Annotated in this window: 25 protein-coding genes; 10 read left to right on the top strand and 15 right to left on the bottom strand. The window is 75.6% G+C overall.

The features are described 5' to 3' along the window. Positions 1–41 precede the first annotated feature (41 nt). From PKE99_RS10055 to PKE99_RS10045, 3 genes are read right to left on the bottom strand one after another with little or no spacing between them, the layout of a single operon-like run. Positions 42–1,727: an AMP-binding protein gene (locus PKE99_RS10055; protein ID WP_081924056.1), complete on the bottom strand. Its 1,686-nt coding sequence runs from the start codon at positions 1,725–1,727 to the stop codon at positions 42–44. Beyond that, complete coding sequence (locus tag PKE99_RS10050; protein WP_037044848.1) at positions 1,724–2,545, bottom strand: alpha/beta fold hydrolase; 822 nt, start codon at positions 2,543–2,545, stop codon at positions 1,724–1,726. The genes PKE99_RS10055 and PKE99_RS10050 overlap by 4 nt, the downstream gene beginning before the upstream one ends. Continuing rightward, a complete protein-coding gene (locus PKE99_RS10045) occupies positions 2,542–3,372 on the bottom strand; it encodes a MaoC/PaaZ C-terminal domain-containing protein (RefSeq protein ID WP_051737294.1) in 831 nt (276 codons plus the stop codon). The genes PKE99_RS10050 and PKE99_RS10045 overlap by 4 nt, the downstream gene beginning before the upstream one ends. Positions 3,373–3,481: 109 nt before the next feature. Here PKE99_RS10045 and PKE99_RS10040 point away from each other — a divergent pair, with 109 nt between their 5' ends. Both PKE99_RS10040 and PKE99_RS10035 read left to right on the top strand, forming a co-directional pair. Further along, positions 3,482–4,105 carry a TetR/AcrR family transcriptional regulator gene (locus PKE99_RS10040; RefSeq protein ID WP_051737293.1) on the top strand — a complete coding sequence of 208 codons (624 nt, stop codon included), beginning with the start codon at positions 3,482–3,484 and terminating at the stop codon, positions 4,103–4,105. 110 nt (positions 4,106–4,215) lie between these two features. Then, positions 4,216–5,580, top strand: coding sequence for an MFS transporter (locus PKE99_RS10035; RefSeq protein ID WP_037044846.1), 1,365 nt, complete (start codon positions 4,216–4,218; stop codon positions 5,578–5,580). A 64-nt stretch (positions 5,581–5,644) separates the two neighbouring features. On the opposite strand, the gene PKE99_RS10030 is transcribed toward PKE99_RS10035, so the two are convergent. Further along, complete coding sequence (locus PKE99_RS10030; RefSeq protein ID WP_425566536.1) at positions 5,645–6,892, bottom strand: uroporphyrinogen decarboxylase/cobalamine-independent methonine synthase family protein; 1,248 nt, start codon at positions 6,890–6,892, stop codon at positions 5,645–5,647. Positions 6,893–7,056: 164 nt separating this feature from the next. On the opposite strand from PKE99_RS10030, the gene PKE99_RS10025 reads away from it, so the two are divergent. Next, a complete protein-coding gene (locus PKE99_RS10025; protein WP_037044844.1) occupies positions 7,057–7,851 on the top strand; it encodes a cupredoxin domain-containing protein in 795 nt (264 codons plus the stop codon). A 3-nt stretch (positions 7,852–7,854) separates the two neighbouring features. Here the strand turns inward: PKE99_RS10025 and mnmA are convergent, their stop codons facing one another. The 6 genes from mnmA to PKE99_RS09995 all read right to left on the bottom strand — a co-directional run bounded on the left by mnmA (position 7,855) and on the right by PKE99_RS09995 (position 14,356). Next, positions 7,855–8,931 carry a tRNA 2-thiouridine(34) synthase MnmA gene (gene mnmA / locus PKE99_RS10020; RefSeq protein ID WP_037044843.1) on the bottom strand — a complete coding sequence of 359 codons (1,077 nt, stop codon included), beginning with the start codon at positions 8,929–8,931 and terminating at the stop codon, positions 7,855–7,857. Between the two features lie 10 nt (positions 8,932–8,941). After that, entirely contained in the window at positions 8,942–10,153 is a 1,212-nt protein-coding gene (locus tag PKE99_RS10015) for a cysteine desulfurase family protein (RefSeq protein ID WP_425566538.1), read from the bottom strand. A 119-nt stretch (positions 10,154–10,272) separates the two neighbouring features. Next, positions 10,273–11,211, bottom strand: coding sequence for a lysophospholipid acyltransferase family protein (locus tag PKE99_RS10010; protein ID WP_231498177.1), 939 nt, complete (start codon positions 11,209–11,211; stop codon positions 10,273–10,275). After that, positions 11,208–11,969 (bottom strand): GNAT family N-acetyltransferase, encoded by a 762-nt coding sequence (locus PKE99_RS10005; RefSeq protein WP_037044839.1) that lies wholly within the window; start codon positions 11,967–11,969, stop codon positions 11,208–11,210. Before PKE99_RS10005 ends, PKE99_RS10010 begins: the two co-directional genes overlap by 4 nt. A 613-nt stretch (positions 11,970–12,582) precedes the next feature. Beyond that, a complete protein-coding gene (locus PKE99_RS10000) occupies positions 12,583–13,530 on the bottom strand; it encodes an electron transfer flavoprotein subunit alpha/FixB family protein (RefSeq protein ID WP_037044836.1) in 948 nt (315 codons plus the stop codon). A 40-nt stretch (positions 13,531–13,570) separates the two neighbouring features. Continuing rightward, positions 13,571–14,356 (bottom strand): electron transfer flavoprotein subunit beta/FixA family protein, encoded by a 786-nt coding sequence (locus PKE99_RS09995; protein ID WP_037044833.1) that lies wholly within the window; start codon positions 14,354–14,356, stop codon positions 13,571–13,573. A gap of 472 nt (positions 14,357–14,828) precedes the next feature. Here PKE99_RS09995 and PKE99_RS09990 point away from each other — a divergent pair, with 472 nt between their 5' ends. From PKE99_RS09990 to PKE99_RS09980, 3 genes are all read left to right on the top strand, one after another. Beyond that, positions 14,829–15,143 (top strand): hypothetical protein, encoded by a 315-nt coding sequence (locus PKE99_RS09990; RefSeq protein ID WP_037044830.1) that lies wholly within the window; start codon positions 14,829–14,831, stop codon positions 15,141–15,143. A gap of 85 nt (positions 15,144–15,228) precedes the next feature. Next, on the top strand, positions 15,229–15,975 hold the full coding sequence (locus PKE99_RS09985; RefSeq protein ID WP_037044829.1) for a class I SAM-dependent methyltransferase: 747 nt from the start codon (positions 15,229–15,231) through the stop codon (positions 15,973–15,975). Continuing rightward, positions 15,972–17,444, top strand: a complete 1,473-nt coding sequence (locus PKE99_RS09980) for a 1,4-alpha-glucan branching protein domain-containing protein (protein ID WP_037044827.1) — start codon at positions 15,972–15,974, stop codon at positions 17,442–17,444. The genes PKE99_RS09985 and PKE99_RS09980 overlap by 4 nt, the downstream gene beginning before the upstream one ends. 37 nt (positions 17,445–17,481) lie before the next feature. On the opposite strand, the gene PKE99_RS09975 is transcribed toward PKE99_RS09980, so the two are convergent. Further along, the gene (locus PKE99_RS09975) at positions 17,482–18,246 is read right to left on the bottom strand and encodes a trypsin-like serine peptidase (protein WP_063739733.1); all 765 of its coding nucleotides are present in this window, start codon (positions 18,244–18,246) and stop codon (positions 17,482–17,484) included. Between the two features lie 124 nt (positions 18,247–18,370). On the opposite strand from PKE99_RS09975, the gene PKE99_RS09970 reads away from it, so the two are divergent. Further along, the gene (locus tag PKE99_RS09970; protein ID WP_037044824.1) at positions 18,371–19,627 is read left to right on the top strand and encodes a glycosyltransferase family 4 protein; all 1,257 of its coding nucleotides are present in this window, start codon (positions 18,371–18,373) and stop codon (positions 19,625–19,627) included. Here PKE99_RS09970 and PKE99_RS09965 read toward each other — a convergent pair. Beyond that, positions 19,614–20,360 carry an acyltransferase gene (locus tag PKE99_RS09965; protein WP_037044821.1) on the bottom strand — a complete coding sequence of 249 codons (747 nt, stop codon included), beginning with the start codon at positions 20,358–20,360 and terminating at the stop codon, positions 19,614–19,616. The two genes, PKE99_RS09970 and PKE99_RS09965, sit on opposite strands and share 14 nt — an antisense overlap. A gap of 96 nt (positions 20,361–20,456) precedes the next feature. Between PKE99_RS09965 and PKE99_RS09960 the strand changes: the two genes are divergently transcribed. The 3 genes from PKE99_RS09960 to PKE99_RS09950 all read left to right on the top strand — a co-directional run bounded on the left by PKE99_RS09960 (position 20,457) and on the right by PKE99_RS09950 (position 22,280). After that, complete coding sequence (locus PKE99_RS09960; RefSeq protein WP_037044818.1) at positions 20,457–20,660, top strand: hypothetical protein; 204 nt, start codon at positions 20,457–20,459, stop codon at positions 20,658–20,660. Positions 20,661–20,673: 13 nt separating this feature from the next. Beyond that, a complete protein-coding gene (locus PKE99_RS09955; protein ID WP_037044815.1) occupies positions 20,674–21,603 on the top strand; it encodes a nucleoside hydrolase in 930 nt (309 codons plus the stop codon). Positions 21,604–21,674: 71 nt separating this feature from the next. Then, positions 21,675–22,280, top strand: coding sequence for a helix-turn-helix transcriptional regulator (locus PKE99_RS09950; protein ID WP_081924079.1), 606 nt, complete (start codon positions 21,675–21,677; stop codon positions 22,278–22,280). Here the strand turns inward: PKE99_RS09950 and PKE99_RS09945 are convergent. From PKE99_RS09945 to PKE99_RS09935, 3 genes are all read right to left on the bottom strand, one after another. After that, positions 22,277–22,909 carry a response regulator gene (locus PKE99_RS09945; protein ID WP_197040597.1) on the bottom strand — a complete coding sequence of 211 codons (633 nt, stop codon included), beginning with the start codon at positions 22,907–22,909 and terminating at the stop codon, positions 22,277–22,279. The genes PKE99_RS09950 and PKE99_RS09945 overlap by 4 nt on opposite strands. An 11-nt stretch (positions 22,910–22,920) precedes the next feature. Next, positions 22,921–24,057 carry a MacS family sensor histidine kinase gene (gene macS, locus PKE99_RS09940; protein WP_051737328.1) on the bottom strand — a complete coding sequence of 379 codons (1,137 nt, stop codon included), beginning with the start codon at positions 24,055–24,057 and terminating at the stop codon, positions 22,921–22,923. An 83-nt stretch (positions 24,058–24,140) separates the two neighbouring features. Continuing rightward, positions 24,141–25,094, bottom strand: coding sequence for a class I SAM-dependent methyltransferase (locus tag PKE99_RS09935; protein WP_037044813.1), 954 nt, complete (start codon positions 25,092–25,094; stop codon positions 24,141–24,143). Between the last annotated feature and the right edge of the window lie 32 nt (positions 25,095–25,126).

Here is a 25,126-nt window from a genome sequence, read left to right as displayed (position 1 = left end):
TTAGTAGGCCCCACCGACACTTCCCGGGTGAGCGGGCGCGCTCACCGTGCGGCGGCGGCCCACTCCCGCAGCGCGGCGGCGCGGATCTTGGTGCCGTTGGTGCCCGAGGTGGTCGGCATCGCCTCGATGACGTGCACCGTCTCGGGCACCTTGAACTTGGCCAGCCCCTCGGCGCACCAGGCCCGGAGCGCGGTCGGGTCCGGCGCGCGGTCCTCCTCGGGCACCACGAAGCCGATCGCGACCGTGGCCCCGGACGCGTCCGGCACCCCGACGACCTTCGCGGTGTGCACGTCCGGGTGCGCGGCCAGCCGCACCTCGATCTCCGCGGGGTCGACCAGGAAACCGTGCAGGCGCAGGGCGTCGCCCATCCGGCAGACGTAGGCGAACACCCCGTCGTCGACGATCGTGCCGAGGTCCCCGGAGTGGAACCAGCCGTCCCGGGTGAACGCGTCGGGGACCTCGGCGCCCAGGTAGGCGTCGACCACGTTGGGCCCGCGGAACTGCAGCTCGCCCTCGTGCCCGGGGGCGAGCACCTCCTCGGTGACCGGGTCGGCCACCCGCACCTCGATCCCGGGGTGGACGACGCGGCCGCCGCCGACCCAGCGGGCCGGCTCCGGCTCGTCGTGCGGCCAGTGGGAGGTGAGCGCGAACAGCTCCGACGAGCCGTAGACGCCCGAGGTCAGCGTGCCGAACTCGTCCCGCGCCCACACGGCGAGCTCGCGGGAGCGGCCCTGGAAGTCCGCCACGCCCCACCAGCGCCAGGCCGACAGGTCCCGCCGGCCCTTCCGCCAGGCGTCGGCGAGCCGCAGCACCAGGTCGTCGCCGCCGACGACGTGGGTGACGCGCAGGGACTCCATGTCGTCGAGCACCGCGTCGGCCGAGAAGACCGGGGCGAAGACACAGACCCCGCCGGCGGCCAGCGCGGCCATCGCGGTCTGGTAGCCGAACACACCGGACAGCGGGAGCGCGCAGAGCACGTGCTCGCCCTCGGTGATCCCGATCGTGGCGGCGTCGGCGGCCGCGTGGGTGAGCACGCCGGTCGCCGAGTGCGCGGCGAGCTTCGGCATGCCCGTCGAGCCGGAGGTCGTGAACGCCACGGCGAGGTCCGCCGGGTCCGACCCGGGCACCGTGCCGTCGATCGAGCCGTCCGCCAGGGTGGGCACCCACGCGCCCCCGCCGACGTCGGCGACCGCCGGGTCCGGCGCCTCCCGGCCCGGTCCGGCGACGACGGCGACCGGCGGGGCGGGCCCGTCGCCGATCGCCTCCTTCAGCCGGGCGAGCAGGTCGAGGCCGTGGAAGTCGTGGGCCAGGGCGACGAGCTTCGGGCGGGCGCGGTCGAGGACGTGCCGGACCTCCTCGACGTTGTACCGGGTGTTGATCCCGATGACGTGCGCCCCGCGCGCGGCGACGGCGAACTGCCAGGCCAGCGCGTCGCTCCAGTTGGGCATCCACACGGCGACGCAGTCGCCGGCGCCGATCCCGCGGGTGCGCAGCTCCTCGGCGAGCGCGCCGGTGCGGCGCCACAGCTCGCCGCGGGTGACCGGGATCCGCTCGCCCGCCGGGCCCTTGTCCAGCACGACGACCGCGTCCGGGTCCCGCGCGGCGATGCGGCCGAGCAGGTCGGGGAGGTCCCGCGGCACCGGGCCGGGCGCCGGGAGGGCGGACACGTGATGCGGCGCGACGAGCGGCTCGCGCTCCTCGTCCGTCCCGCTCGCGACCTCGCTCATGCCGCCACCTCGCTCCCGAGCTCCGCCAGCCAGCCCGCGAGCACGCCGTCGAAGCCCTCGATCTCCTCCATCGGATAGTGCCCGATCCCGTCGAGCACCGTGCACCGCGCGCCGGGGATCAGCGCGGCCGCCGCGGCCGTGCCGGCGGCCGGGACCCACAGGTCGTCGGCGCCGACGACCAGGTGCGCCGGGCAGCTCACCCCGCCGAGGCGCTCGCGCAGGTCGTGCGTGGTCCAGCCGATCAGGTCCGAGTTCGAGACCGCCGGGTCCTCGCGGCGGTGCATGGTCGCGATCAGCTCGGCCCGCTCGGCCGGCACCGACCGCCCGACGACGGCGAGCGTCCCCAGGTGGGTCCGGTCCGTCCGGCTCGGGGCGGCGACGTCGGCCAGCTCGCGGCGCAGCCCCCGCTCCGAGGGCGTGCCGCCGGTCCAGGCGTTCGCCGCCATCGCCACCACGCCCGCGAGCCGGTCCGACGCGCGCGCGGCCAGGTCGAGGGTGATCTTCCCGCCGATCGAGCAGCCGACGACGTACGGGCGCTCCAGCCCCAGCGCGTCGATCAGCTCGAGGCACCAGGCGGCGTAGTCGCCGAGGTCGGTGACCGGGCCACCCGGCGCGGGCTCGGACCGGCCGTGGCCGGGCAGGTCCGGCACCACGACCCGGAAACCGCGGGCGGCCAGCGCCGGCGCGACGTGGCGCCACTGCACCCCGCTCTGCCCCGCGGTGTGCAGGCAGAGCACCGGCGTGCCGGCCCCGTCCTGCCCGCCCGCCCCGTGCTCCTCGACGAACGCCAGCGCGCCGCCGATCCCGATGTACCTCATGCGATCCCCCGGGCCGCGTCGACGATCAGGTGCAGGGCCTTCGTCAGGCGCAGGTACTCGTAGCCATTGCCCCGCATCCCGAACCGGCCGGACATGGCGAAGCGGGTGAACTCGTTGGCCGGGGCGGTGACCAGCTCGGTCCAGGTGAGCTCGTCCGCCTCGACGGTGAACGTGGGGCCCAGCGCCGCGCGGGAGGCCACCTCGATGACCCTGCCGCGGTAGACCCGCAGGCAGACCTCGTGCTCGCCGGCGCGCAGCCCGATCGCCCCGTCCCAGGTGGCCAGCGACTCGGCGAACTCCGGCGCCAGCGCCGCGACGAGCGCCTCGCCCCACGCGACGGTGCCGAAGGCGCGGCCGACCGGCTCGGGGCCCGGGCCCGCGGCGTCGACCAACGCGGAGGTGGTCCCCTCCTGCACGGTGCGCCCCTGCTCGTCGACCAACCGCATGTGCCGGGTGACCACTCCGCGGTCGCCCTTGCGGGTGCGCCGGCAGCGCACGACCGTCATCTCCAGGTGCACCGTGTCGCCGACGCGCAGCGGGAGCCGGTAGCTCCAGTGCGTGTCGAGCAGCCCGCGGATCGCCGAGCCGTGCAGACCGAGGGACTGCAGCAGGCCCATCGCGACGGCGAGGCCGAACGGGCCCTGCAGGATGCCGTCCGGGCCCGCGTGCAGCGGGTGGTCGTCACCGGAGAGCCGGGTGAAGTCCGCGAGGTCCTCGGCCGTGACGGTCCGGGGCGCACTCGTGAAGCGCTCCCCGACCGTGAACTCCTCGAACCGGCGGCCGGGCCCGGTCCGGGTGTCGGGTCGCAGGACCTGCTCGGTCGGCACGCGGCCCCCTCTCGTCGACGGCGGTGTACGAACGAACGTTCTTACGCATTCGACGAAACCACCCTGCCGCACCCGTCGTCAAGCGCCGGGGCTGCATTAGCCTGGCGACATGAACGATCGTTCCCCGGCGCTGCTGGTCGCCGACACTGGGCGCGGGAACGAGGCCGCGATCCTCAACGCCGCACTGGCCGCGTTCGGCGCGCAGGGGTTCAACGGGGCCTCGATGCGCGAGGTCGCGAAGGGCGCCGCCACCAGCCTGTCGAACCTCTACAACTACTTCCCCTCGAAGTCGCGCCTGCTCGCCGAGGTGCTGCGGCACGCCAACGCCGAGCTCGAGGCGCGGGTCCGCCGTGCGGTCGCCGACGCGGGCGACGACGCCACGTCCCGCATGCGCGAGGCGGTGCGCGCATACGTCGGGTTCGTGGTGGACCAGCAGCTCGCGATGCTGGTCTCCACCGCCGAGGTGCGTTACCTGCAGGGCGAGGACCGGGCGCGGCTGGTCGCCGACCGCGACCGCACGCAGGCGATCTTCGCCGACATCGTGGAGCAGGGCGTGGCCGGTGGGGAGTTCCGCACGCCGCACGCCGCCGACGCAGCCCGCGCGATCCTGTCGATGGTCAACGCCGTCGCCACCTGGTACCGGCCGGACGGCCGGCTCTCCCGCGGCCAGCTCGCCGAGCAGCACGCCCGGTACGCGTTGGCCCTGCTCGAGGCCCCGCTCCCCCGGGCCTGACCCCCACCCCTTGTCGACAGGGGACACCGCGGTTACGGTAAGAACGATCGTTCGTACCGCCGTCCGCACCCCGCGGGCGACGCAGCCGCACCGTGGCGGAGGTTGCCGACATGTCCCCCGACAAGCTCGACCGGACGGAGCACACCGCTCCCCCGCGCATGGGAAGGCTCGCCGCGGCCGCGGTCTTCGCCACCACGCTCGAGTGGTTCGACTTCCTGATCTACGCGACGGCCGCCGCGCTCGTGCTCGGCCACCAGTTCTTCCCCTCGGTCAGCCCGGTCGCCGGCACGCTCGCCTCGTTCGCGACCTTCGCCGTCGGCTTCGTGGCGCGGCCGCTCGGCGGCATCATCGCCGGGCACGTGGGCGACCGGTTCGGCCGCAAGCCCCCGCTCGTCGTCGCGATGCTGGTCATGGGCATCGCGACCACGGCGATCGGCGTGCTGCCCGGCTACGCGACCATCGGCGTGTGGGCGCCGGTCCTGCTCGTCGTCGCGCGCCTGGTGCAGGGCCTGGGCGTCGGCGCCCAGTGGGGCGGCGCCGCGCTGCTGCTCACCGAGCACGCTCCGGTGGAGCGCCGCGGCTTCTACGGCAGCCTCGTGCAGACCGGCGCGATCTTCGGCGCCGTCGCCGGCAACGTCTTCTTCCTCATCCTCACCGCGGTCCTCACCCCCGAGCAGTTCGACGCCTGGGGCTGGCGGGTCCCGTTCCTGTCCGGCCTGCTGCTGGTGCTGATCGGCATCTACGTGCAGCTGAAGATCGAGGACACCCCCGTCTTCCGCGAGCTGCAGCACCGCTCGGCGGAGTCGAAGCGCGAGGCCGGGCTGCGCAAGGCGCCGCTGGTCCAGGCGGTCCGCCGGTACTGGCGGGAGATCCTGCAGGCCGCGGGCGCGTTCTTCGTGGTCAACGCGACCTTCTACATCCTCATCAGCGGCATGCTCGACTACGCGACCAAGACCGTCGGCATGTCCCGCACCGCGATCCTGTGGTGCGTGATGGCCGCCGGGCTGACCCAGGTCGTCACGATGCCCTTCTTCGGCGCGCTCACCGACCGCATGGGCACCCGCAAGAAGCTGTACCTGACCGGCACCGTGCTGATGGCGCTGTTCGCCTTCCCGATGTTCTGGCTGGTGAACACCGGCTCCGTGCCGCTGGTCTTCCTGGCCCTGCTGATCGGCTTCACGATCCACGCCACCATGTACGGCCCGCAGGCCACGCTGTACGCCGAGATGTTCCCGGCCGACGTCCGGTACTCGGGCGCCTCGCTCGGCTACCAGTTCGCGTCGGTGTTCGCGGGCGGGCTCGCCCCGTTCATCATGGCGGCGCTGCTGGCCGCGACCGGCGCCTCGTGGTCGGTGTCGCTCTACATCATCGCGGGTGCGGCGGTCACGTTCGTCGCCGTCGCGACGATCAAGGAGCGGTTCCGCCGGGACCTCTACGAGACCTCCGACGCCCCGGTCGCCGCGCACGCGTCCTGACCCCGACGAGACGAACGGCGCTCTCGCTCACCAGGAATGAGCGGGAGCGCCGTTCGTTCGGGGGTCAGCGGCCGGTCTGCTCGGTGCTCGGCAGTTCGTCGGGGTCCGCGAACGCCTTGCCGAGGTCCCGGCTGAGCTCCATCGCCCGGCGGGCCCAGGCCGGGGTCGCGCGGGCCAGGCCGGCGGCCGGGGTCGGGACGGCCAGCTCGGCCAGCCGCGCCCGGTCGAAGCCGAGCCGGTCGGCCAGGTCGAAGGCCCGGCGGGCCAGGGTGGCGGTCTCCAGCGGCTCGCCCGGGTCGCGCACCGGGACCAGGCCGAGGAAGAGCGGCAGGCCGGCGTCCCACACCTCGCCGACGGCGTCGAGCGCCGCGGGCACCGCGGTGTCGCCGGAGATCGACGGCCGGGTGCCGTCGATGGCGAGCCCCGCGGCGCCGATGTCGCGCAGCAGCCGCAGCGGCGGGCGGTCACCGGGCACCCGCACCGTGACCGGCACCCGCAGTGCGGAGATCATGTCCCGCAGGGTGTCCTGGGCGTCCGGCTCGGCTACCGCGCGCACCGTGCCGTAGCCCGACGCCGTGGGCAGCGACCCGGCGAGGACCGCGGCGAGCCGCGGCTCGTCGAGCTGCACGACGACGTGGGCGCCGGTCCGCGCCACCACCTCCGCGACGTGCGCGCGCAGCCCCTCGGTGAGGCTCACCGCGAACTCCCGCACGGCCCCGTGATCGGTGAGCACCCGGTGCCCGCTCGCCAGCTCGACCGCCGCCGCGAGCGTCCACGGGCCCACGACCTGCACCTTCACCCAGTCCGGCCGGGTCCGGTCGCAGGCCTCGTCGAGGGCGTCGAGGTCCGAGCGCAGCAGGTCGACGGCGCGGCGGTGGTCCTTGCCCGGGCGCGCGGTGACCCGCCACGCCGTCGGGACGACCTCCACCGCCAGGTCGACGAGCAGCCCCGCCGCCCGGCCGACGGGATCCGCGCCGACACCGCGCGCGGGCAGCTCGGGCAGGTGCGGGAGCAGTGGCAACTCGCCCGCGACGAGCTCGGCGGCCTCGCGCGGGTCGGTGCCCGGCAGGGAGCCGACGCCGCTCGCCGCGCCCGCGGGCCAGCGTTCCTTCGGGCCCTCCTCCTCGGGCTCCTCCGGGGCCGCGCTCACCTGGATGCGCGGCTCGGGGGCCACCGTGTCCCCGGGCTCGACGTCGCCCAGGCCGGCCGCGGCGAGGGCCGCGGCCAACGGGTCGTCCTCGGGTTCGGGCTTCTCCTCGCCCAGGCCGGCGGCGGCGAGGAGGGCGGCCAGCGGATCGTCGGGCGTGCTCACGGGTCCGAGTCTCACACTGCGGCTGGCGACGTGCCGCGCCGGGCCCGGTTGCGCGGGCCGTGCCGGAACTGCGTACGGACCGGGGTCCTCAGGCCCTGCCCGGGCACCCCGCCGCGCGCCCATGCTCGCCACCGCACGAGCGCCGCTCAGGGTTGGGGGACCGCATGGGCTCATGGACGGGCATCCGGACGAGACGGCTGCTGGGGGCGGCGGCGGCCGCCGTCGCCCTGGTCGGTGGGGCGGCCGCCTGCGCGACCGGTCCGGCCCCGGCCGCGGGCGCCGCGGAGGCCGCCGCGGCCGCCCCCGCACCCCTCGACACGACCTGCACCAACCTGCTGAAGATCGACGCCGTCCCGCCGCCCGCGGGTGATCCGGGGACCTCGGACCCGGCCGCCGTGCGGGCGTGGGCCGGTCAGATCCTGCCGTTGCTGGACTCCGCCGTCGCGACGGCGCCCCCGGACCTGCGCCCGACGCTCACCGCGCTGCAGGGTGTCCTGCAGTCGGCCGCGACCACCGGGACGGCGGCCCCGGCGGACGCTCCCGTCGTCGCGCAGAGCGTCAACGAGTACGAGACGTGGGCCTACGAGCACTGCGGCTACCAGCAGGTGCAGGTCACGGCCACGGAGTACCGCCTCGACGGCGTCCCGGCGACGCTGCGTCCCGGGCCGACGGCGGTCCGGCTGGTGAACCGGTCGACGGCGAACCTCTACCACGCGGTGCTGATCGTGCGGCCGAAGGACCAGGCGGTGACCGTGGCGCAGGTCCTCACCACGCCACCGGAGCTGCTGGCGCAGCAGGTCGACGTGGTCCCCGGCGCCGCGACGGCGGGCCCGGGCGAGCAGGGCGGGATGCTGGTCGACCTGCCCGCGGGGCGCTACCTCGTCCTCTGCCCGCTCGGCAACGGCGAGGGGCCACCGCACCTCATGCGGGGCATGGTCGCGGAGGTGTCGGTGAGCTGAGCGCTATGCGGCGGCGGTGATGGTGGCGGAACCGAGCACGACCGCGCCCGCCGGGTCGTCCCGGTAGAAGGCGATGGCCTGTCCGGGCGCGACCCCGCGCAGCGGTTCGCCGAGCTCGACCCGCACGCCGTCGCCGACCGGGGTGGCCTCGGCGGACGCGGTGCCGCCGTGCGCGCGGACCTGGACGGTGCAGGCGAACGGGCCGCCGGGTGCGGTGCCCGAGCACCACACCGGACGCCGGGCCTCCACGGTCCGGACGCTCAGCGCCGCCTCCGGCCCGACGGTCACGGTGCCGCTGACCGGCTCGATCCCGAGGACGTACCGGGGGCGGCCGTCGGCGGCGGGCCGGTCGACGCCGAGGCCCTTGCGCTGCCCGACGGTGAAGCCGTGCACGCCCGCGTGCGCGCCGAGGACCTCGCCGGTCGCCGCGTCGACGATCTCGCCGGGCCGCTCGCCGAGGCGCTCGCGCAGGAAGCCGCGGGTGTCGCCGTCCGGGATGAAGCAGATGTCGTGGCTGTCCGGCTTCGCCGCGGTGCGCAGCCCGAGCCGCGCGGCCTCCTCGCGGATCGCGGGCTTCGCGGTGTCGCCGACCGGGAACATCGCGTGCGCGAGCTGGTCGGCGCGCAGGACGGCGAGCACGTAGGACTGGTCCTTGCCCGCGTCGGTCGCCCGGCGCAGGACACCGCCCTCGAGGCGCGCGTAGTGGCCGGTGCACACGGCGTCGAACCCCAGCGCGAGCGCCCGGTCCAGCACCGCCGCGAACTTGATCTTCTCGTTGCAGCGCAGGCAGGGGTTGGGCGTCTCGCCGGCGGCGTAGCTCGCCACGAAGTCCTCGACGACGTCCTCGGCGAACTCCTCGGACAGGTCCCAGACGTAGTACGGGATGCCGAGCACGTCGGCGACCCGCGCGGCGTCGGCGGCGTCCTCGCGCGAGCAACAGCCGCGGGAGCCGGAGCGCAGCGCGTCCCGGGTGCGGGAGAGCGCGAGGTGGACGCCGACGACCTCGTGCCCGGCGGCGACCGCCCGCGCCGCGGCGACCGAGGAGTCGACGCCGCCGGAGAGCGCGGCCAGGACCCTCATCGGAACCGCCTCACGAGCTGCCGGCGGCTTCCCGCCGGCGGGTGCCGCCCGCGCTGGCCCGGCGGGCCCGCTCGACGACGGGACCGATGACGTCGACGACCGCGGCGACGTCCGCCTCGGTCGTGGTGTGCCCCATCGAGAACCGCAGCGAGCCGCGGGCCACCGCCTCGCTCGCGCCCATGGCCAGCAGCACGTGGCTGGGCTGGGCGACGCCCGAGGTGCAGGCCGAGCCGGTGGAGCACTCGATGCCGTGCGCGTCGAGCAGCATGAGCAGGCTGTCGCCCTCGCAGCCGGGGAAGCTGAGGTGCGCGTTGCCGGGCAGGCGGGAGGGGCCGCCGTCGATCACGGCGGTGCCCGGGTCGCCGTTGAGCGTGGCGTCGGGGACGACCGCGCGGATCCGGTTCACCAGCTCGTCCCGCAGGCCGGTGAGCACGGCGGCGCGGCGCGGGGCGTCGGCGACCGCCTTCTGCACGGCGGTGGCCAGGCCGAGGACGGCGGGGGTGTCGAGGGTGCCGGAGCGGACGTCGCGCTCCTGGCCGCCGCCGTGCAGCAGCGGGACCGCGCCGACCTCGCGCCCGAGCAGCAGCGCGCCGGCGCCGTAGGGTCCGCCGAGCTTGTGTCCGGTCAGGGTCAGCGCGTCCACGCCGCTCGCCCCGAAGTCGATGGGCAGGATGCCGACGGCCTGCACCGCGTCCGTGTGCATCGGTACGCCGTACCCGTGCGCGACCGAGGCGAGCTCACGGATCGGGTTGACCGTGCCGACCTCGTTGTTCGCCCACATCACGGAGACCAGCGCGGTGGCCTCGGGCGCCTCCTCGATCGCGGCGCGCAGCACCTCCGGGCGGACGCGGCCGGCGGCGTCGACCGGGAGGAGGACCAGCTCGGCGCCCTCGTGCTCGACGAGCCACTCGGCCGACTCGAGGACCGCGTGGTGCTCGATGGCCGAGACCAGCACCCGCGTGCGGCGGGGATCGGCGGCACGACGGGCCCAGAAGATCCCCTTGACGGCCAGGTTGTCGCTCTCGGTCCCGCCGGTGGTGAACACGACCTCCGACGGCCGGGCGCCGACCGCCGCGGCGATGCCCTCGCGGGACTCCTCGACCTCCCGCCGGGCGCGGCGGCCGGCGGAGTGCAGCGACGACGCGTTCCCGGTGCGCGCCATGGCCTCCGCCATCACGGCGACGGCCTCGGGCACCATCGGGGTGGTGGCCGCGTGGTCCAGGTACGTCACGGCCGGGACCCCGCTCGGCGTCGGGCTCCCCTGGTGGGCGCGGTCTCCTGGTCGTTCATCGCCGTTCAGGGTAGACGCCGGACCGCGGTACGGCCCTTCCACCCGGGTGGCTACCGGGCCGTCGTGACCGCCCGTTCGGCCCGCGCGGCGAGCGTGCGCCGGTCCCCCTCGGGAGGCAGCGGGGGCAGCAGGGTGAGCGTGCAGTCCAGGCGCTCGAGCCGCAGGACCCGCCGCAGCGAGTCCCAGAGGGTCTCGTCGCCCACGAACGCGCCCGCGGTGGTGGGCCTGCCGTCGGGCAGGGCGAGGTCGATGCGGACGGGCCGGACCGGGCGTCCGGCGTCGAGCGCGGCCTGGAACGGGGCCCGCCGGAAGGGCCCCGACGCCGAGCCGCACCAGGTCGTGCCCTCGGGGAAGACGCCGACCACCGCACCGCCGCGCAGTGCGGTCGCGGTCCCGGCGACGACGTCCGGCAGCCCGCGGAGGCCGCCCCGGTCGACGAACAGCGCGCCGGTGCGGCGGGCGATCGCGCCGACCAGCGGCCAGTCGGCCACCTCCCGCTTCGCGATCATCCGGACCGGGGCGACGGCGCCGAGGGCCACGACGTCGATCCACGACAGGTGGTTGGCGACGACGAGCACCCCGCCGCGCCCGTAGGTGGTGCCCCGGACCCGGAGGCGGACGCCGGCGGCGCGCAGCACGGCCCGGAACAGCCGCGGGTTCGGCCCGACGAGAAGGACCGGCAGGGCGACGAGCAGGAGTGCGACCAGCGCGGCGAGCCGGCGTGCGACGCGGAGGGCGGCCCTCGGATCGGCCCGGCGCCCGGCGGCGGGGAGGCAGTCGGGGCCGCAGGGCGAGCAGGGCGCCCAGGCCGGTCGGTCCGCGACGGGCGGGAGGCCGGGGTGGGTGGGGTGGAGGGTGCGGAGGGCTGCGGGCGGAAGGTGCTCCGGGGGTGCGGGAACCGCGCGCCGGAGGCGCAGGGCTGTGGTGAGCGAGTCCGCGGTCCGCTCGCTTACTGCTCGCCCGGCGAGGCGCGCGGTCGGTTCGCTCACTGCTCGCCCAGGAAGAAGCGGAGGTAGCGCTGGTCGGCGTGGTCGAGGCCGAGGAGGACCAGGAAGTCGGCGCAGCCGAAGGCCGGGTCGTGGGCCGGCTCCCCGCACACCCAGGCGCCGAGCCGCAGGTAGCCGCGCAGCAGCGGCGGCAGCGCGGTGCGGCGGTGCCGGGTCGCGGCCTCCGCGTCCCACGGCTGGTGCGGCGTCACGCGGTACTCGGCCGGGGAGAGGTGTGAGGCGAAGACGGTGTCGCGGACCCCGGCGGCCAGCGCGCCGCCGTCGTCGAGCGGGACGCTCGCGCAGCCCGTGAGCCAGCGATTGCCGGTGAGCAGCATGTACCGGGCGATCCCGGCCCACACCAGCCCGACGACCGCGCCCGCCCGGTGGTCGGGGTGCACGCAGGAGCGGCCCGTCTCGACCAGCCCCGACCGGATCGGGTCGAGGGCCGTCAGGTCGAACTCGCCGTCGGAGTAGAGGCCGCCCGCGGCGCGCGCCCGGCGCGGCGGGAGCATGCGGTAGGTGCCGACGACCTCGCCCGTCGCGTCCTCGCGCACCACGAGGTGGTCGCAGAACTCGTCGAAGCGGTCGGCGTCGAGGCCCGGGCGCAGGGAGTCGAGCCGCGCACCGAGCTCCTCGGCGAACACCCGGTGGCGGAGCCGCTGGGCGGCCTCGACGTCCTCGGAGTCGGTGGTCAGCAGCAGCGAGTAGCGCGTGGCCGCCGCCTCGGGCGTCCGGACCAGAACCTGGGATGAGGTCACGGGTGCTTGGTATCGGCCGGGTCCGAACAGGCGCGCCACCGGCGGCGACCCGGGCGTGAAGGCCCGGTGAACCTCCCCGCGCCGTCACCCCGACGAGTGAGGTGGGGCTGAGCGAGGGCGACCAAGATCGGGGTTCGGGTGCAGTGGGGGCGGCGCTGGGAGCCTTGGACGCACCGAACCGCCGATCTTGAGGCGGCCGCGCGACCTGGTGCAGCGGCGCGCAGTGGGGTTGGCGGCGGCCGGCAGGCGCTGGCGCAGCATTCCGAGGCCGCGAGTCCTGCCCGCTCATGATCGTCGTCCGTGTGCGGTAGTGGCGACGCACAGCACCCTCAGCGCACCGAACCGCCGATCTTGAGGGCGGCGAGGCCTGGTGCAGCGGCACTCGGCTGGTCGGCGGCGGTCGGTAGGCGGCCGGCGCAGCACTTGGAGGCGCGACGACGCTCGGCCCGCCTCATGATCGTCGTGTGGGGGCGGCAGGGGCGGCGCGAAGCGCCTTGACCACACCGTTTCGCCGATCTTGGAAGCGAGCCCTGCAGGTGGCCCGGGGCGAGAACGGCGGCGGCCCCGCCCCCGGAGTGACGGGGGCGGGGCCGCGCGACGACCTCTGCGCAGGTCAGTTCTTGCGCTTGGTGACTTCCTCCTGCAGCTGCGGCGCGACCTTGAACAGGTCGCCCACCACGCCGAAGTCGGCGATCTCGAAGATCGGCGCCTCGGGGTCCTTGTTGACCGCGATGATCGTCTTCGAGGTCTGCATCCCGGCCCGGTGCTGGATCGCACCCGAGATCCCCAGCGCGATGTAGAGCTGCGGGGACACCGTCTTGCCGGTCTGCCCGACCTGGAACTGGTGCGGGTAGAACCCCGAGTCCACCGCGGCACGCGACGCACCGACAGCGGCGCCGAGCGAGTCGGCCAGGCCCTCGACCACGGAGAACTGCTCCGCCGACCCGACACCACGCCCACCGGACACGATCACCGAGGCCTCGGTCAGCTCCGGGCGGTCCCCGCCGGTCACCGGCTCCCGCGACTGCACCGTGGCAGACCGACCCGACGCGGCCGGGACCTCGACGGTCTCCTCGGCACCCGCGCCGTCGGCCTGCTCGACCTCGACCGAGCCCGGGCGCAGGGTGAACACCGGGTGGCCGGTGTTGGCCTTGGCCTCGGCGATGAACGCCCCACCGAACACCGAGTGCGTGCCGCCCTCCGGGGACACCCCCACGACGTCGCCGAGCAGCGCGGAGTTGGTCTTGATGGCCAGCCGGCCGGCGATCTCCTTGCCGTCCGCCGACACGCCGATCAGCACCGCGGCCGGGTCCTTGGACTCGACCAGCGAGGCCAGCACCGACACCTGCGGGGTCAGGAAGTCGCTGGAGTCGGTCTCCGCGATGTAGATCTTCGCCGCGCCGTGGGCCTTCAGGCCCTCGGACAGCTTCCCGGCCGACCCGGCCGGGCCGACTACCACCGCGGACGGCTCGCCCAGCGCGCGGGCCGCGGTCAGCAGCTCGAACGTGCTCTTCTTGATCTCCCCGTCGAGATGGTCGACGAGGACCAGAACCTCAGCCATGCCTGTGTGCCTCTTCTCGAAAAGTCTCGTCCGGGGTGGGTCAGATCAGCTTCTGGCCGACCAGGAACTGCGCGATCTTCGCGCCGCCGTCGCCCTCGTCCTCGACCTTCTCGCCACCGGACTTCGGCGGCTTGGGCTGCGAGGAGGTCACCGTGGTCAGCGCGGAGGCCAGCCCGACCTCGGAGGCGTCGATCCCGGCGTCGGCCAACGTCAGCGTGGTGACCGGCTTCTTCTTCGCCGCCATGATCCCCTTGAACGACGGGTACCGCGGCTCGTTGATCTTCTCGTTCACCGACACCACGGCGGGCAGCTCGGTGGACAGCACCGTGACCCCGTCGTCGGTCTCCCGGCGCACCGTCACCGTGGAGCCGTCCACGGTCAGCTCGCGGGCGTGGGTCAGCGACGGCAGCCCCAGCACGTCGGCCACCATCGCTGGGATCGCGCCGATCCGCCCGTCCGAGGCCTCGTTCCCGGCCAGGATCAGGTCCACCTCACCCAGGGTGCCGATCACCTTGGCCAGCGCCTTGGTCGTCTGCACCGCGCACGAGCCGTGCAGCGCCTCGTCCGACAGGTGCACCGCCTTGTCCGCACCCATCGACAGCGCCTTGCGGATCGCGTCCGTGGCCCGGTCCGGGCCCATCGCCACGACGGTCACCTCGGACCCGTCGTTGGCCTCCTTGAGCTGCAGCGCGGACTCCACCGCACGCTCGTCGATCTCGTCCAGCACCGCGTCCGTGGCGTCCCGGTCCAGGGTGTGGTCGCCCGAGGACAGTTTCCGCTCGGAGTAGGTGTCCGGCACCTGCTTGACCAGCACGACGATGTTCATCGGACCTCTTCGACCTCCTGCCGGTTGCGCGGCGGCCGCCCCCGCTCCTGCGAGGGGGTGCCACGGCTTCTCGCCTGCCAAAACCTGCGTGCGAACCTAGCGTCGATCCCGGCTGCGTGCGCCGTCGCGACGCGGGCGGGTGACGCCGGGTTCGCCGGCCCCGTCCGCGGCCGGCACGACACCGCCCGGACCACCGGTCCGCCGGCCCCGCGCCGCCCGCGGAGCCCCGTGGATCGGGGCCCTCAGGGGCCGCGGCATGCCGTCTGACCTGGGCCCGATTGTTACCGTGCGGTATCCGAACAGCAAACGGCGCCCGGGGTGAGCCTGCTCACCAGCCCCCTCACCAGCAGGGGTTCGGCCCCCGCGGAGTGACATTCCCCGCGTCGGGGCAGGGGCGGTGTCCGGCTCCGCAGCGGGCCGTCCGCCCTAGGATCCCCGTGCCGGCGCCGCGCCGGCGGACGGGGGTGCGCGCGTGCTGGTGACGGGCTACGACGACCGCACGGGTCAGGGGTACGTCGTGCGGACCGGCTCCGATCTGGCCGCAGGCGACCCCGAGGAGGGCACCCGCGAGATCACGCACGAGGGCGTGACCGTCCTGCTGACCGACGGCCTCGCCCTCCTCCTCGACGACGCCCTCGCCCACCGCCCCGTCACCCGGCTCGGCTGGGGCGGCCCCGAGGTCCCCCTCACGCTCGACGACCACACGCTCCTGGCCTGGCTGAACGAGTCGGTCGGCGGCGTGGTCACCGTGTCGAACGACCCCGGCCCCGACCCCCGCACCACCTGACGCGTGTGCCGGGCCCGGCGGCCGGCCGCCGCCGCCCACGTGGTTTCGTCGTCGGGACCGTCCGCCCCGACCGACCGGAGGCCCCGTGAGCACCTCGTCCCTCCCGCTGACCGGCGAGCGGACCGTGCCCGGGATCCCGGAGGAGAACTACTGGTTCCGCCGGCACGAGGTCGTCTACGCGGCGCTGCTCCCGCTGTGCGAGGGCGCGGTGGTGCTGGAGGCGGGCTGCGGCGAGGGCTACGGCGCGGACCTGCTCGCGGGCGTCGCCGAGCGGGTCGTCGGGCTCGACTACGACGCACCCACCGCCGCGCACGTCGCCCGGCGCTATCCCCGCGTCGGGATCGCGCGGGCCAACCTGGTCGCCCTGCCCGTGCCCGACGCCCGGCTCGACGCCGTGGTCTCGCTGCAGGTCATCGAGCACCTCTGGGACCAGGGGCTGTTCCTGCGCGAGTGCCTCCGCGTGCTGCGGCCCGGCGGGCGGATCACGGTGTCCACGCCGAACCGGCTCACCTTCTCCCCCGGCCGGGACACCCCGCTCAACCCCTTCCACACCCGCGAGCTGGCCCCTGCCGAGCTGGCCGGGCTGGTCGCGGAGGCCGGGTTCACGGACGTCGAGCTGCTCGGCCTGCACCACGGGCCGCGGCTGCGCGAGCTCGACGCGCGGCACGGCGGCTCGCTGGTCGACGCCCAGGTGGCCGTCGCGGTCGCCGGCGGGGCCTGGCCGGCGGACCTGCTCGCCGACGTCGCGTCCGTGACCGTCGACGACTTCCTCCTCACCCCGGACGACCTCGACGCGAGCCTCGACCTGCTGGTGACGGCGAGCCGACCGTGAGGGGCACCTTCTGCCTGGTCCTGCACAGCCACCTGCCCTGGGTCGCGCACCACGGCCGGTGGCCGGTGGGCGAGGAGTGGCTCTACCAGGCTTGGGCGCAGGCCTACCTCCCGCTGCTCGACGTGCTGCGCCGGCTCGCCGCGGAGGGCCGGCGCGACCTGCTGACCCTCGGTGTCACGCCCGTCCTCGCCGCCCAGCTCGACGACCCGCACTGCCTGCGGGGCGTGCACACCTGGCTGGCCACCTGGCAGCTTCGGGCGCACGAGGCCGCGCCCCGGCTGCCGGACCTGGCCGCCTACGAGCACCGGCGCGCGGCGGCGGCCCTGACCGAGTTCGAGACGCACTGGCAGCACGGCGGCTCGCCCGTGTTCCGGTCCCTCGAGGGCGTCGTCGAGCTGCTGGGCGGGCCGGCCACGCACCCGTTCGGCCCGTTGCTCGATCCGCGCGTCCGCGGGTTCGCCCTCGAGGCGGGCCTGTCCGACGCCCGGTGGCGGACCGGCGCCCCACCCGCCGGGATCTGGGCGCCGGAGTGCGGCTTCGCGCCCGGGATGGAGCAGGAGTACGCCGCCGCGGGGGTGACCCACTTCCTCGTCGACGGGCCCGCGCTGCACGGCGGGACGGGCTTCGCCCGCCCGGTCGGGACGTCCGACGTCGTCTGCGTCGGCCGCGACCTCGAGGTCACCTACCGCGTCTGGTCGCCGCGCAAGGGCTACCCGGGGCACCGCGACCACCGCGACTTCCACACCTACGACCACGCGTCGGGCCTCAAGCCCGCCCGGGTCACCGGCCCCGACGTGCCGCCGCACGAGAAGGCGCCGTACTCCCCCGCGCGCGCCGCGGCGCAGGTGGAGCGGGACGCGGCGGACTTCGTCGCGACCGTCGGCGCCCGGCTCGACGCGTTGCGGGCGAAGCACGGCAGGCCCGCGCTGACCGTGGCCGCGTTCGACACCGAGCTGTTCGGGCACTGGTGGCACGAGGGCCCGGCGTGGCTGGAGGCGGTGCTGCGGGCCCTGCCCGAGGCCGGGGTGCGGGTGACGACGGTGCGCGGCGCGCTGGCCGACCCGGGCCTGATCGGGGAGCCGGTGGACCTGCCGCCGTCGTCGTGGGGCTCGGGCAAGGACTGGCGGGTGTGGGCCGGCGCGGCGGTCACCGACCTGGTCGAGTTGAACGCCCGCGTGCAGGACGCGCTGCTCACGGCCGTCGGCAAGGGGCGGTCGTTCGCCCGCGACCCGCTGCTCGACGCGCTCGCCGAGCAGGCCCTGCTCGCCCTCTCCAGCGACTGGGCCTTCATGGTCACCACCGGCTCCACGGTCGACTACGCCCGCGAGCGCGCCCACCGGCACGCGGACCGGGCGTTCGCCCTCGCCCACCTGCTCGACGAGGGCCGGCGGGAGGAGGCCGCCGCACTCGTCGCCGGCTGGGAGCCGGCGCCGTTCGGGCACGTCGACGCCCGGCGGCTGCGGGTGTGAGCCAGGGTCCGAGTCCGGGTGCGGGTCGGGGTTCGGGTCAGCCCGGAGCCTGCGCCGCCTGGTCCCGCAGCGCCACGAAGGACCCCGCCAAGTAGGTCGAGTACGAGGTGTCGAAGGAGTAGCCGCCCTGCTCGTACCCGCCGGTCAGCCCGACGATCTCGGGCCCGGCCGCGCCCGCGCGCAGCCAGGGCCCGCCGCTGGTCCCGTCCTCCAGCCCGGGCGCGGGCAGCACCAGCTGGGTCGGCGAGAACTGCTGCGTGACACCGGAGCGGACGGTCGGGCCGTCGTCCTCGTCCGGGTAGCCGATCGCCCGGACGGCGTCGCCCGCGCCGGGGTCGAAGGCGATCGGGAAGCCGCCGGTGACGTCCTCGACCGGCCCGGCGCCGTCGGCGGGCTGCACGGTCAGGAAGGCGACGTCGAAGTCCGGATCGCCGTCGGCGAGGAACTGCGGGTCCACGGCGGCGCTCGCCACGGTCCACACGCCGTGGGGCCGGACGCCGTCGTGGTAGCCGGGGACGAACGACATGCCGGTGCGTGCGGGCGTGCCGTCGCCGGCCGCCACGCAGTGCGCCGCGGTGAGCACGAGGTCGCCGGCCGGGCTGTCGACCACGGACCCGCTGCAGTAGTGGTCGCCGAGGTCGGTCGCGGGCCCCTCGAACAACGCCCCGACGGCGGCGGGCTCGGTCGGGGTGGGCCGGGCGGGCGGATCGGGCGGCGGAGGCGAGGTGGCACAGGCGGAGCCACAACCGAGGACGAGGAGCACCGCGGCCAGCAGCGCCGGCGCTCCTCCGCGTCCTCGCATCCACCCCTCCGGTCCGTCCGGCGTGCGAGGGGCCACCGTAGCCGTGACCGGCGGGCGACCGGCGGGCCACGCGATCCCTACCCGACGGTAACCATCAGGCGACGGCCTGCCAGGATCAGCCGCGATGCGCGTGCTGCTGGTGTCGTGGGAGTACCCGCCGGTCGTGGTCGGCGGGCTGGGCCGGCACGTGCACGCGCTGGCCCGCGAGCTCGCGGCGGCCGGGCACGAGGTCGTCGTCCTCACCCGGCAGCCGGCCGGGACGGACGCGGGCACCCACCCCACCACCGACCGGCGCACCCGCGGCATCCGTGTGCTGCGCGCCGCCGAGGACCCGGCGCACCTGGAGTTCGCGCGCGACATGGTGGCCTGGACGCTCGCGATGGGCCACACCCTCGTCCGCACCGCGCTGACCCGGCTCGGCGACTGGCGGCCGGACGTCGTGCACGCGCACGACTGGCTCGTCGCCCACCCCGCCACCACGCTGGCCGACGTCCTGGGCGTGCCCCTGGTCGCCACCGTGCACGCCACGGAGGCGGGCCGGCACGCGGGCTGGCTGTCCGCCCCGCTCAACCGGCAGGTGCACTCGGTGGAGTGGGCGCTGGCGAACCGGGCGGACGCCGTCGTCACCTGCTCCGGGGCGATGCGGGCCGAGGCCGCCCAGCTCTTCGACCTCGACCCGGACGCGATCCACGTGGTCCACAACGGCATCGACGCCCGGGGCTGGCGGGTCGGCCGCGAGCGCGCCGCGGCCGTGCGGGACCGGTACGCGCCCGGGGATGCACCGTTGCTGCTGTTCGTCGGGCGCCTGGAGTACGAGAAGGGCGTGCAGGACCTGCTCGCCGCGCTGCCGCGCATCCGGCGCCGGCACCCCGGCGCCCGGCTGCTCGTAGCGGGCACCGGCACCCAGCGGGACTTCCTGCGGTCCGAGGCGCGGCGGCACCGGGTCGGCCGGGCGGCGACCTTCACCGGGCACCTGCCCGACGGCGACCTGGCCGCCCTGCTCGCCGCCGCCGACGCCGTCGTGCTGCCCAGCCGCTACGAGCCGTTCGGCATCGTGGCGCTGGAGGCCGCGGCCGCGGGCGCCACGCTGGTGGCGTCGACCGCGGGCGGGCTCGGTGAGCTGGTCGTGGAGGGCGAGACCGGCTGGTCCTTCCCGCCGGGCGACATCCCGGCCCTCGCCGCCGCCGTCGACCGGGCGCTCGCCGACCCCCGGGCCGCGGCCGGGCGGGCCCGCGCGGCGCGGTCGCGGCTGCGCACCGACTTCTCCTGGCGCGGCATCGCCGCCCGCACGGCCGAGGTCTACGCGGTGGCGCCCCACGGCGGCCCACAGGAGCTCCCCCGCCCGAAGATCCCGTCGGGCAACGTCCTCACGCCCGGTTGAGCCGCCGCTCCACCGCCGCGCGCTGCTTGCGGGCCATGTCCGCGACCGCGGCCCGCTCGGCCGCCGCGGCCTCGTAGTCCTCGACCCGGTTCCGGACGACCCGCGCGGGCGTGCCCACCGCGATCGAGTACTCCGGGATGTCCCCGCGGACCACCGCGTGCGCGCCGAGCACGCTGCCGCGGCCGATCCGCGAGCCCCGCAGCACCGAGACCTTCACCCCGATCCAGGTGTCCGGCCCGATCCGGACCGGCGCCTTGACGATGCCCTGGTCCTTGATCGGGACGTGCACGTCGGAGGTCCGGTGGTCGAAGTCGGTCACGTAGACCCAGTCCGCCACGATCGAGGCGGCCCCGATCTCGACGTCGAGGTAGCAGTTGACCGTGTTGTTCCGGCCGAGGACCACCTTGTCCCCGATCCGCATCGAGCCCTCGTGGCAGCGCAGCGAGTTGCCGTCGCCGATGTGCACCCAGCGGCCGATCTCCAGCCGCCCGTACCCGGGCCGGGCGACGATCTCGACGTCGCGCCCGAGGAACACCATGCCGCGCAGCACGACGTGCGGGTTGGCGGCGCGGAAGCGCAGCAGCCGCCAGTAGCGGATCAGGTACCAGGGCGTCCAGGCGCGGTGCCGCAGCACCCAGCGCAGCGAGGCGACGGTGAGGAAGCGGACCTGCTCCGGGTCGCGGCGCCGACGCGCCCAGCGCTCCCGGATCGGGGCGCCCCACATCGAGGTCATGGCCGACCCTAAACCGGGGCCCGCGTTTGCCCGGCGACCGGTCCGGGGAAGCAGACCCACCGACACCGATCACGGACACGAGCAGACGGAGGTCCCATGACCGAGCGCACCGGCGACGCCCCCGGCGACGAGGGCGCGGAGTCCGCGCTGACCGGCGACGGCGCGGGCACCGCCCGCGGCGACTACGACCACGAGGGCAACCCGCGCACGACGAGCGACCGGAACGACTCCGGTGCCACCGACGACGCCGCCCGTGAGCTCGACCGCGAGAACGAGAGCGAGCCGACCCGCAGCGAGTGAGTAGGTTCGTGCGGTGCCGACGCCGCTGATCCTCGACACCGACCCGGGCGTGGACGACGCCGTGGCCCTCGTCCTCGCGCTGCGCAGCCCGGAGCTCGACGTCCGCGCGGTCACGGCCACGTTCGGCAACGTCGGGCTCGAGCACACCCTGCCCAACGCGCAGCGGCTCGTCGCGCTGGCCGGGCGGCCGGACGTCCCGGTCGCCCGCGGCGCGGCGCGCCCGCTGGTGCACCCGCAGCTCGAGCGGGCCGCCCGCTGGCACGGCGCGGACGGGCTCGGCGGGCGCGCGGGCACGCTGCCGGACGGTGTCCCGCTGGACCCGCGCCCGGCTGTCGAGCTCATGGCCGACGTGCTGCGCGCCGCCACCGAGCCGGTCACGATCGCCGCGATCGGGCCGCTCACCAACTGCGCCGTGCTGCTCGCCGCCCATCCCGAGCTGGCCGACCGGGTCGGCCGGTTCGTGATCATGGGCGGCTCGCTGCGCGGCGGCAACACCGCGGCCGCCGCGGAGTTCAACGTCTACGCCGACCCGGAGGCCGCCCACCGCGTCCTCACCCAGCCCGAGGTGCCCGTCACGCTGGTGCCGCTGGATCTCACGCTGCGCTGCGCCGCGGGCGCGGACTGGGTCGCGGGGCTCGCTGCGGGCGGTCCCACCGGGGCGGTGCTCGCCGACGTGATCGCGGCCTACCGGGCCGCCTTCCGCGAGCACTACGGCCGCGACGTCGTCGCCCTGCACGATGCCGTCGCGCTGATGGAGGCGATCCGCCCCGACATCCTGCACACCACGCCGATGCCGCTGCTCGTGGCGTGCGATCTCGGGCCGGCGCGCGGAGTCGTCGTGCCCGACGGCCAGCCGGACGCCCCCGGGCCGCCGGTCGCGGTGGCCCTGGACGCCGACGTCGAGGCCGTGCTCGCCGACATCGCGGCGCGGCTCAAGGACTGATCACCCGGCGGTCGTGCTCCGAAACGGTGATTCCGGACCTCCGGCACTCCCCGGGCCGGAATCCGCTCGGCATGATCCTCTTCTCAGGGAAGGGGGCCGGGGTGGAGCTGGCGGTACTCGTCGTCGGGGACCTGCCGGTCCCCGGGGTCGCGGTGTGCGCCGCCGTCCCGCCCGCCGACGCCCCCGCCGCGGCCCGGGCGCACCGGCCGCAGGTCGTGCTGGTCGACGCCGATGCCGGACCCGCCGCCCTGCACGCCGTCGAGACGCTCGCCGCGGAGCTGCCCGATCTTCCCGTCGTCGGGACGGGCACGGGGCCGGAGCTCGTGCTCGACGTCGTCCGGGCGGGGGCGACCGGTTATGTCCTGCGCGACGACCCGGCCCTCGCCGAGGTCCTGCGGGCGGCGGCCGCCGGCGGGCCGGCCTTCGGCGAGGGACTGGCCGAGCGGGCCCTGGACGCGGCCGCCACGGCGGTGGACGCCGCGACACCCCGGCTCACCGAGCGGGAGTCCGAGGTGCTGCGGCTCGTGGTCGCGGGGCTCACGGCCCGACAGATCGCGACCCGGCTCGTGCTCTCGCCGCGGACGGTGGAGAACCACATCCAGCGAACCCTGCGGAAGTTCGACGTCCCGGGCCGGGCCGCGCTGGTCCGGTACGCGATCGAGCACGGACTCGCCTAATCGTCGGCCAGCCCCTGCTCGAGGGCGTAGCGGACGAGCTGCGAGCGGTTGTGCAGCTGCAGCTTGCGCAGCGTGTTCTGCACGTGGCTCTCCACGGTCCGGTGCGAGACCACCAGCCGCTCCCCGATCTGCTTCGCGGTGAGGCCCTTCGCGACCAGCCGCAGCACCTCGGTCTCGCGGTCGGTGAGCGCCGGCACCGCGGGCTCCCCGGCCGGCCGCTGGGCGAGGCGGCGGTACTCGCCGAGCACCAGCCCCGCGAGCCCGGGCGTGAACACCGGGACGCCCTCGGCGGTGCGGCACACCGCGTCGACCAGCTCCTCGGCGCTCGCCGACTTGACCAGGTAGCCGGTGGCGCCGGCCTTGAGCGCCTCCAGCACGTCGGCGTGCTCCCCGCTGGCCGAGAGCACCAGCACCTTGGTGTCCGGGAGCGTCTCGACGATCCCGGCGATCGCGTCGACCCCGGACGTCTCGCCGAGGTTGAGGTCCATGAGCACGACCTGCGGCCGGACGGCGGGGGCGATCCGGACGGCGGCGCCGGCGTCGGGCGCGGTGGCCACCACCTCGAGGCCGCGTTCGCCGAGGTCGCGGGCCACGCCTTCGCGCCAGATGGGGTGGTCGTCGACCACCATGACGGTCACGGTCACACGCTCTCCCTGCACTTCTCCGCCCTGGCGGGGATCCGGATCGTCCACTCGGTGCCGCGGCCGGGCCCGGTGTCGAGGCCGAGGGTGCCGCCGAGCTCCTCGACGCGGCCGCGCATCGAGCGCGCCACCCCGAGCCGGCCCTGCTCCTCCGCCTCCGCGAGGCGGCCTGCGGGGATGCCGGGGCCGTCGTCGCGCACGCTGATCTCGATCGCCCCGTCGAGCTCCTCGACGAGGACCCAGGCCGGGGCGTCGGCGCCGACGTGCCGCTCGACGTTGGCCAGCGCGGCGCGGACCACGGCGTCGAGCTCCCCGACCGTCGCGGCCGGCAGGTCGATCGGGTGCGCGGGCGCGGACACGGTCACCCGGCCCGACGCCAGCGCCCGCAGCGTGGCGGCGAGGTCGCGCCGCCCCTCGGCGTCGACCTGCGCGTTGCCGCTGGTCAGCAGGGTCCGCAGGGCGACCTCCTGCTCCCCCGCGAGCGTGCCGAGCTCGGCCGCGGCGCCGCCGAGCTCCGCCCCGCGCCGCCCGACGTGCGCGAGGACCTGCAGCACGCCGTCGTGCACCGCGCGGGCCAGCCGCTCCCGTTCCGCCGCGGCCGCCTCCTCGGCGACGGCCCGGCGCACGCGTTCGGCGGCCCGGCGCAGCACCGACGAGGCGTACCCGACGGTGAGGCCGGCGAGCACGAGGATCTGGATGTCGTTGAGCTCGGTCAGGGTGGCCCGGGACTTGGCGAGCACCAGCGCAGCGGAGATCACCGCCGCCGCGACCACGCCCCCGGGGATCCGGTACGCGACCGCGCAGGCGAGCACCGCGCCGGAGGTCCAGATCGAGCCCATGCCCGGCGCCGAGGCGTCGAGCTGGGCATCGGTGACGATCAGCGGCGTCGTGAGCATGATCCCCGCGCTGACGGCGAGGTCGGCGAGCGCGAGCGGACCGCGCCGCTCGTCCGCGCCGACCAGCCAGCCGCGGGCGAGGACCGCGGTCCACACCGTCATCACCGCGAGCACCAGCCCCGCGCCCAGCGGCGAGGCGTAGTCGCTCATGTGGAAGGCGGACACCCCGATCACCGTGACCAGCGTGAGCACGCGGTAGACGACGACGCCGCGCCACAGCGGCTCGAGCGGGCGTTCCACGTCGATCAGTGTGGCGGGAACGGGAGCGGGGCGGAACACACGGCCCAGCTTGCAGTTCCGGGCGCGGCCCCGGATCCGTAGTCCTACCGGGGCTTGGTGCCGGAGATCAGCGCGTTGTAGAACCAGGCCCGCGGGACCACCCTGCCGAGCACGGCGTCGAGCTTCGAGAGCCGCTGCCAGGAGTGGTAGGCGAACATCGCCCAGTTCCAGCCCAGCTTGCCCGCGGGCACGGCCGCCTCGAAGGTCCGCACCGGCCAGCCGAGCATCGCGGCGGTGAGCTCCTCGGTGACGGCGCGGACCTCGCGCGCGCCGGCGCGCTCGGCCATGCGCTCCAGCTCGGCCGGGTCGAAGGTGTGGATGTCGACGACCGCCTCGAGGGCGGCGGCCCGGCTGGACTCGTCGAGCTCGGCCTGCGGGCGTCGCCACCCCTGCAGCGGGCCCAGCCTGGTGACCGTGGTCGCGGCCCTCCACGTCCATTGCGAGAGCTTGCGGGCGTAGGCGTCGCCGATCGTGGTGGGCTCGCCGGCGAACACGAACCGCCCGCCCGGCTTCAGCACCCGCAGCACCTCGCGCAACGCCTGCTCGACGTCCGGGATGTGGTGCAGCACCGCGTGCCCGACGACCAGGTCGAACGTGTCGTCCGGGTACGGGACGGTCTCGGCGTCGGCCACCTTCCCGTCGACCGGGAGGCCGAGGTGCTCGGCGTTGCGCAGTGCGGCCTGCACCATGCCCGGCGAGAGGTCGGTGACCGAGCCCTTCTCCGCGACGCCGGCCTGCATCAGGTTGAGCAGGAAGAACCCGGTCCCGCAGCCCAGCTCCAGCGCGTGCCCGTAGGGGCGGCCGTCCCAGCCGGTGGCCAGGCGGAAGCGGCCGGCGGCGTAGTCGATGCAGCGCTCGTCGTAGCTGATCGACCACTTCTCGTCGTACGTGCCCGCTTCCCAGTCGTGGTAGAGCACGTTGGCCAGCTTGGGATCGCGCCAGGCGGCCTCGACCTGCTCGGCCGTGGCGTGCGGGTTCGGAGCCTGGTCCGTACTCATGGGTAGGGACCCTAGGCCGTCCGCGACCCCGA

The sequence above is a fragment of the Pseudonocardia halophobica genome (genome assembly GCF_027922425.1).
GTDB classification, from domain to species: domain Bacteria; phylum Actinomycetota; class Actinomycetes; order Mycobacteriales; family Pseudonocardiaceae; genus Pseudonocardia; species Pseudonocardia halophobica.
The sequence above is the reverse complement of the archived record's forward strand: the minus strand, read 5'-3'. Positions and strand labels throughout refer to the sequence as shown.

Excerpts from the sequence above, each read along its gene's own strand:
- PKE99_RS10055 (WP_081924056.1), bottom strand. The coding sequence starts at position 1,727 with ATGAGCGAGGTCGCGAGCGGGACGGACGAGGAGCGCGAGCCGCTCGTC.
- PKE99_RS10050 (WP_037044848.1), bottom strand. The coding sequence starts at position 2,545 with ATGAGGTACATCGGGATCGGCGGCGCGCTGGCGTTCGTCGAGGAGCAC.
- PKE99_RS10040 (WP_051737293.1), top strand. The coding sequence starts at position 3,482 with ATGAACGATCGTTCCCCGGCGCTGCTGGTCGCCGACACTGGGCGCGGG.
- PKE99_RS10035 (WP_037044846.1), top strand. The coding sequence starts at position 4,216 with ATGTCCCCCGACAAGCTCGACCGGACGGAGCACACCGCTCCCCCGCGC.
- PKE99_RS10025 (WP_037044844.1), top strand. The coding sequence starts at position 7,057 with ATGGGCTCATGGACGGGCATCCGGACGAGACGGCTGCTGGGGGCGGCG.
- mnmA (WP_037044843.1), bottom strand. The coding sequence starts at position 8,931 with ATGAGGGTCCTGGCCGCGCTCTCCGGCGGCGTCGACTCCTCGGTCGCC.
- PKE99_RS10000 (WP_037044836.1), bottom strand. The coding sequence starts at position 13,530 with ATGGCTGAGGTTCTGGTCCTCGTCGACCATCTCGACGGGGAGATCAAG.
- PKE99_RS09995 (WP_037044833.1), bottom strand. The coding sequence starts at position 14,356 with ATGAACATCGTCGTGCTGGTCAAGCAGGTGCCGGACACCTACTCCGAG.
- PKE99_RS09975 (WP_063739733.1), bottom strand. The coding sequence starts at position 18,246 with ATGCGAGGACGCGGAGGAGCGCCGGCGCTGCTGGCCGCGGTGCTCCTC.
- PKE99_RS09970 (WP_037044824.1), top strand. The coding sequence starts at position 18,371 with ATGCGCGTGCTGCTGGTGTCGTGGGAGTACCCGCCGGTCGTGGTCGGC.
- PKE99_RS09965 (WP_037044821.1), bottom strand. The coding sequence starts at position 20,360 with ATGACCTCGATGTGGGGCGCCCCGATCCGGGAGCGCTGGGCGCGTCGG.
- PKE99_RS09960 (WP_037044818.1), top strand. The coding sequence starts at position 20,457 with ATGACCGAGCGCACCGGCGACGCCCCCGGCGACGAGGGCGCGGAGTCC.
- PKE99_RS09950 (WP_081924079.1), top strand. The coding sequence starts at position 21,675 with ATGATCCTCTTCTCAGGGAAGGGGGCCGGGGTGGAGCTGGCGGTACTC.
- PKE99_RS09945 (WP_197040597.1), bottom strand. The coding sequence starts at position 22,909 with ATGGTGGTCGACGACCACCCCATCTGGCGCGAAGGCGTGGCCCGCGAC.
- PKE99_RS09935 (WP_037044813.1), bottom strand. The coding sequence starts at position 25,094 with ATGAGTACGGACCAGGCTCCGAACCCGCACGCCACGGCCGAGCAGGTC.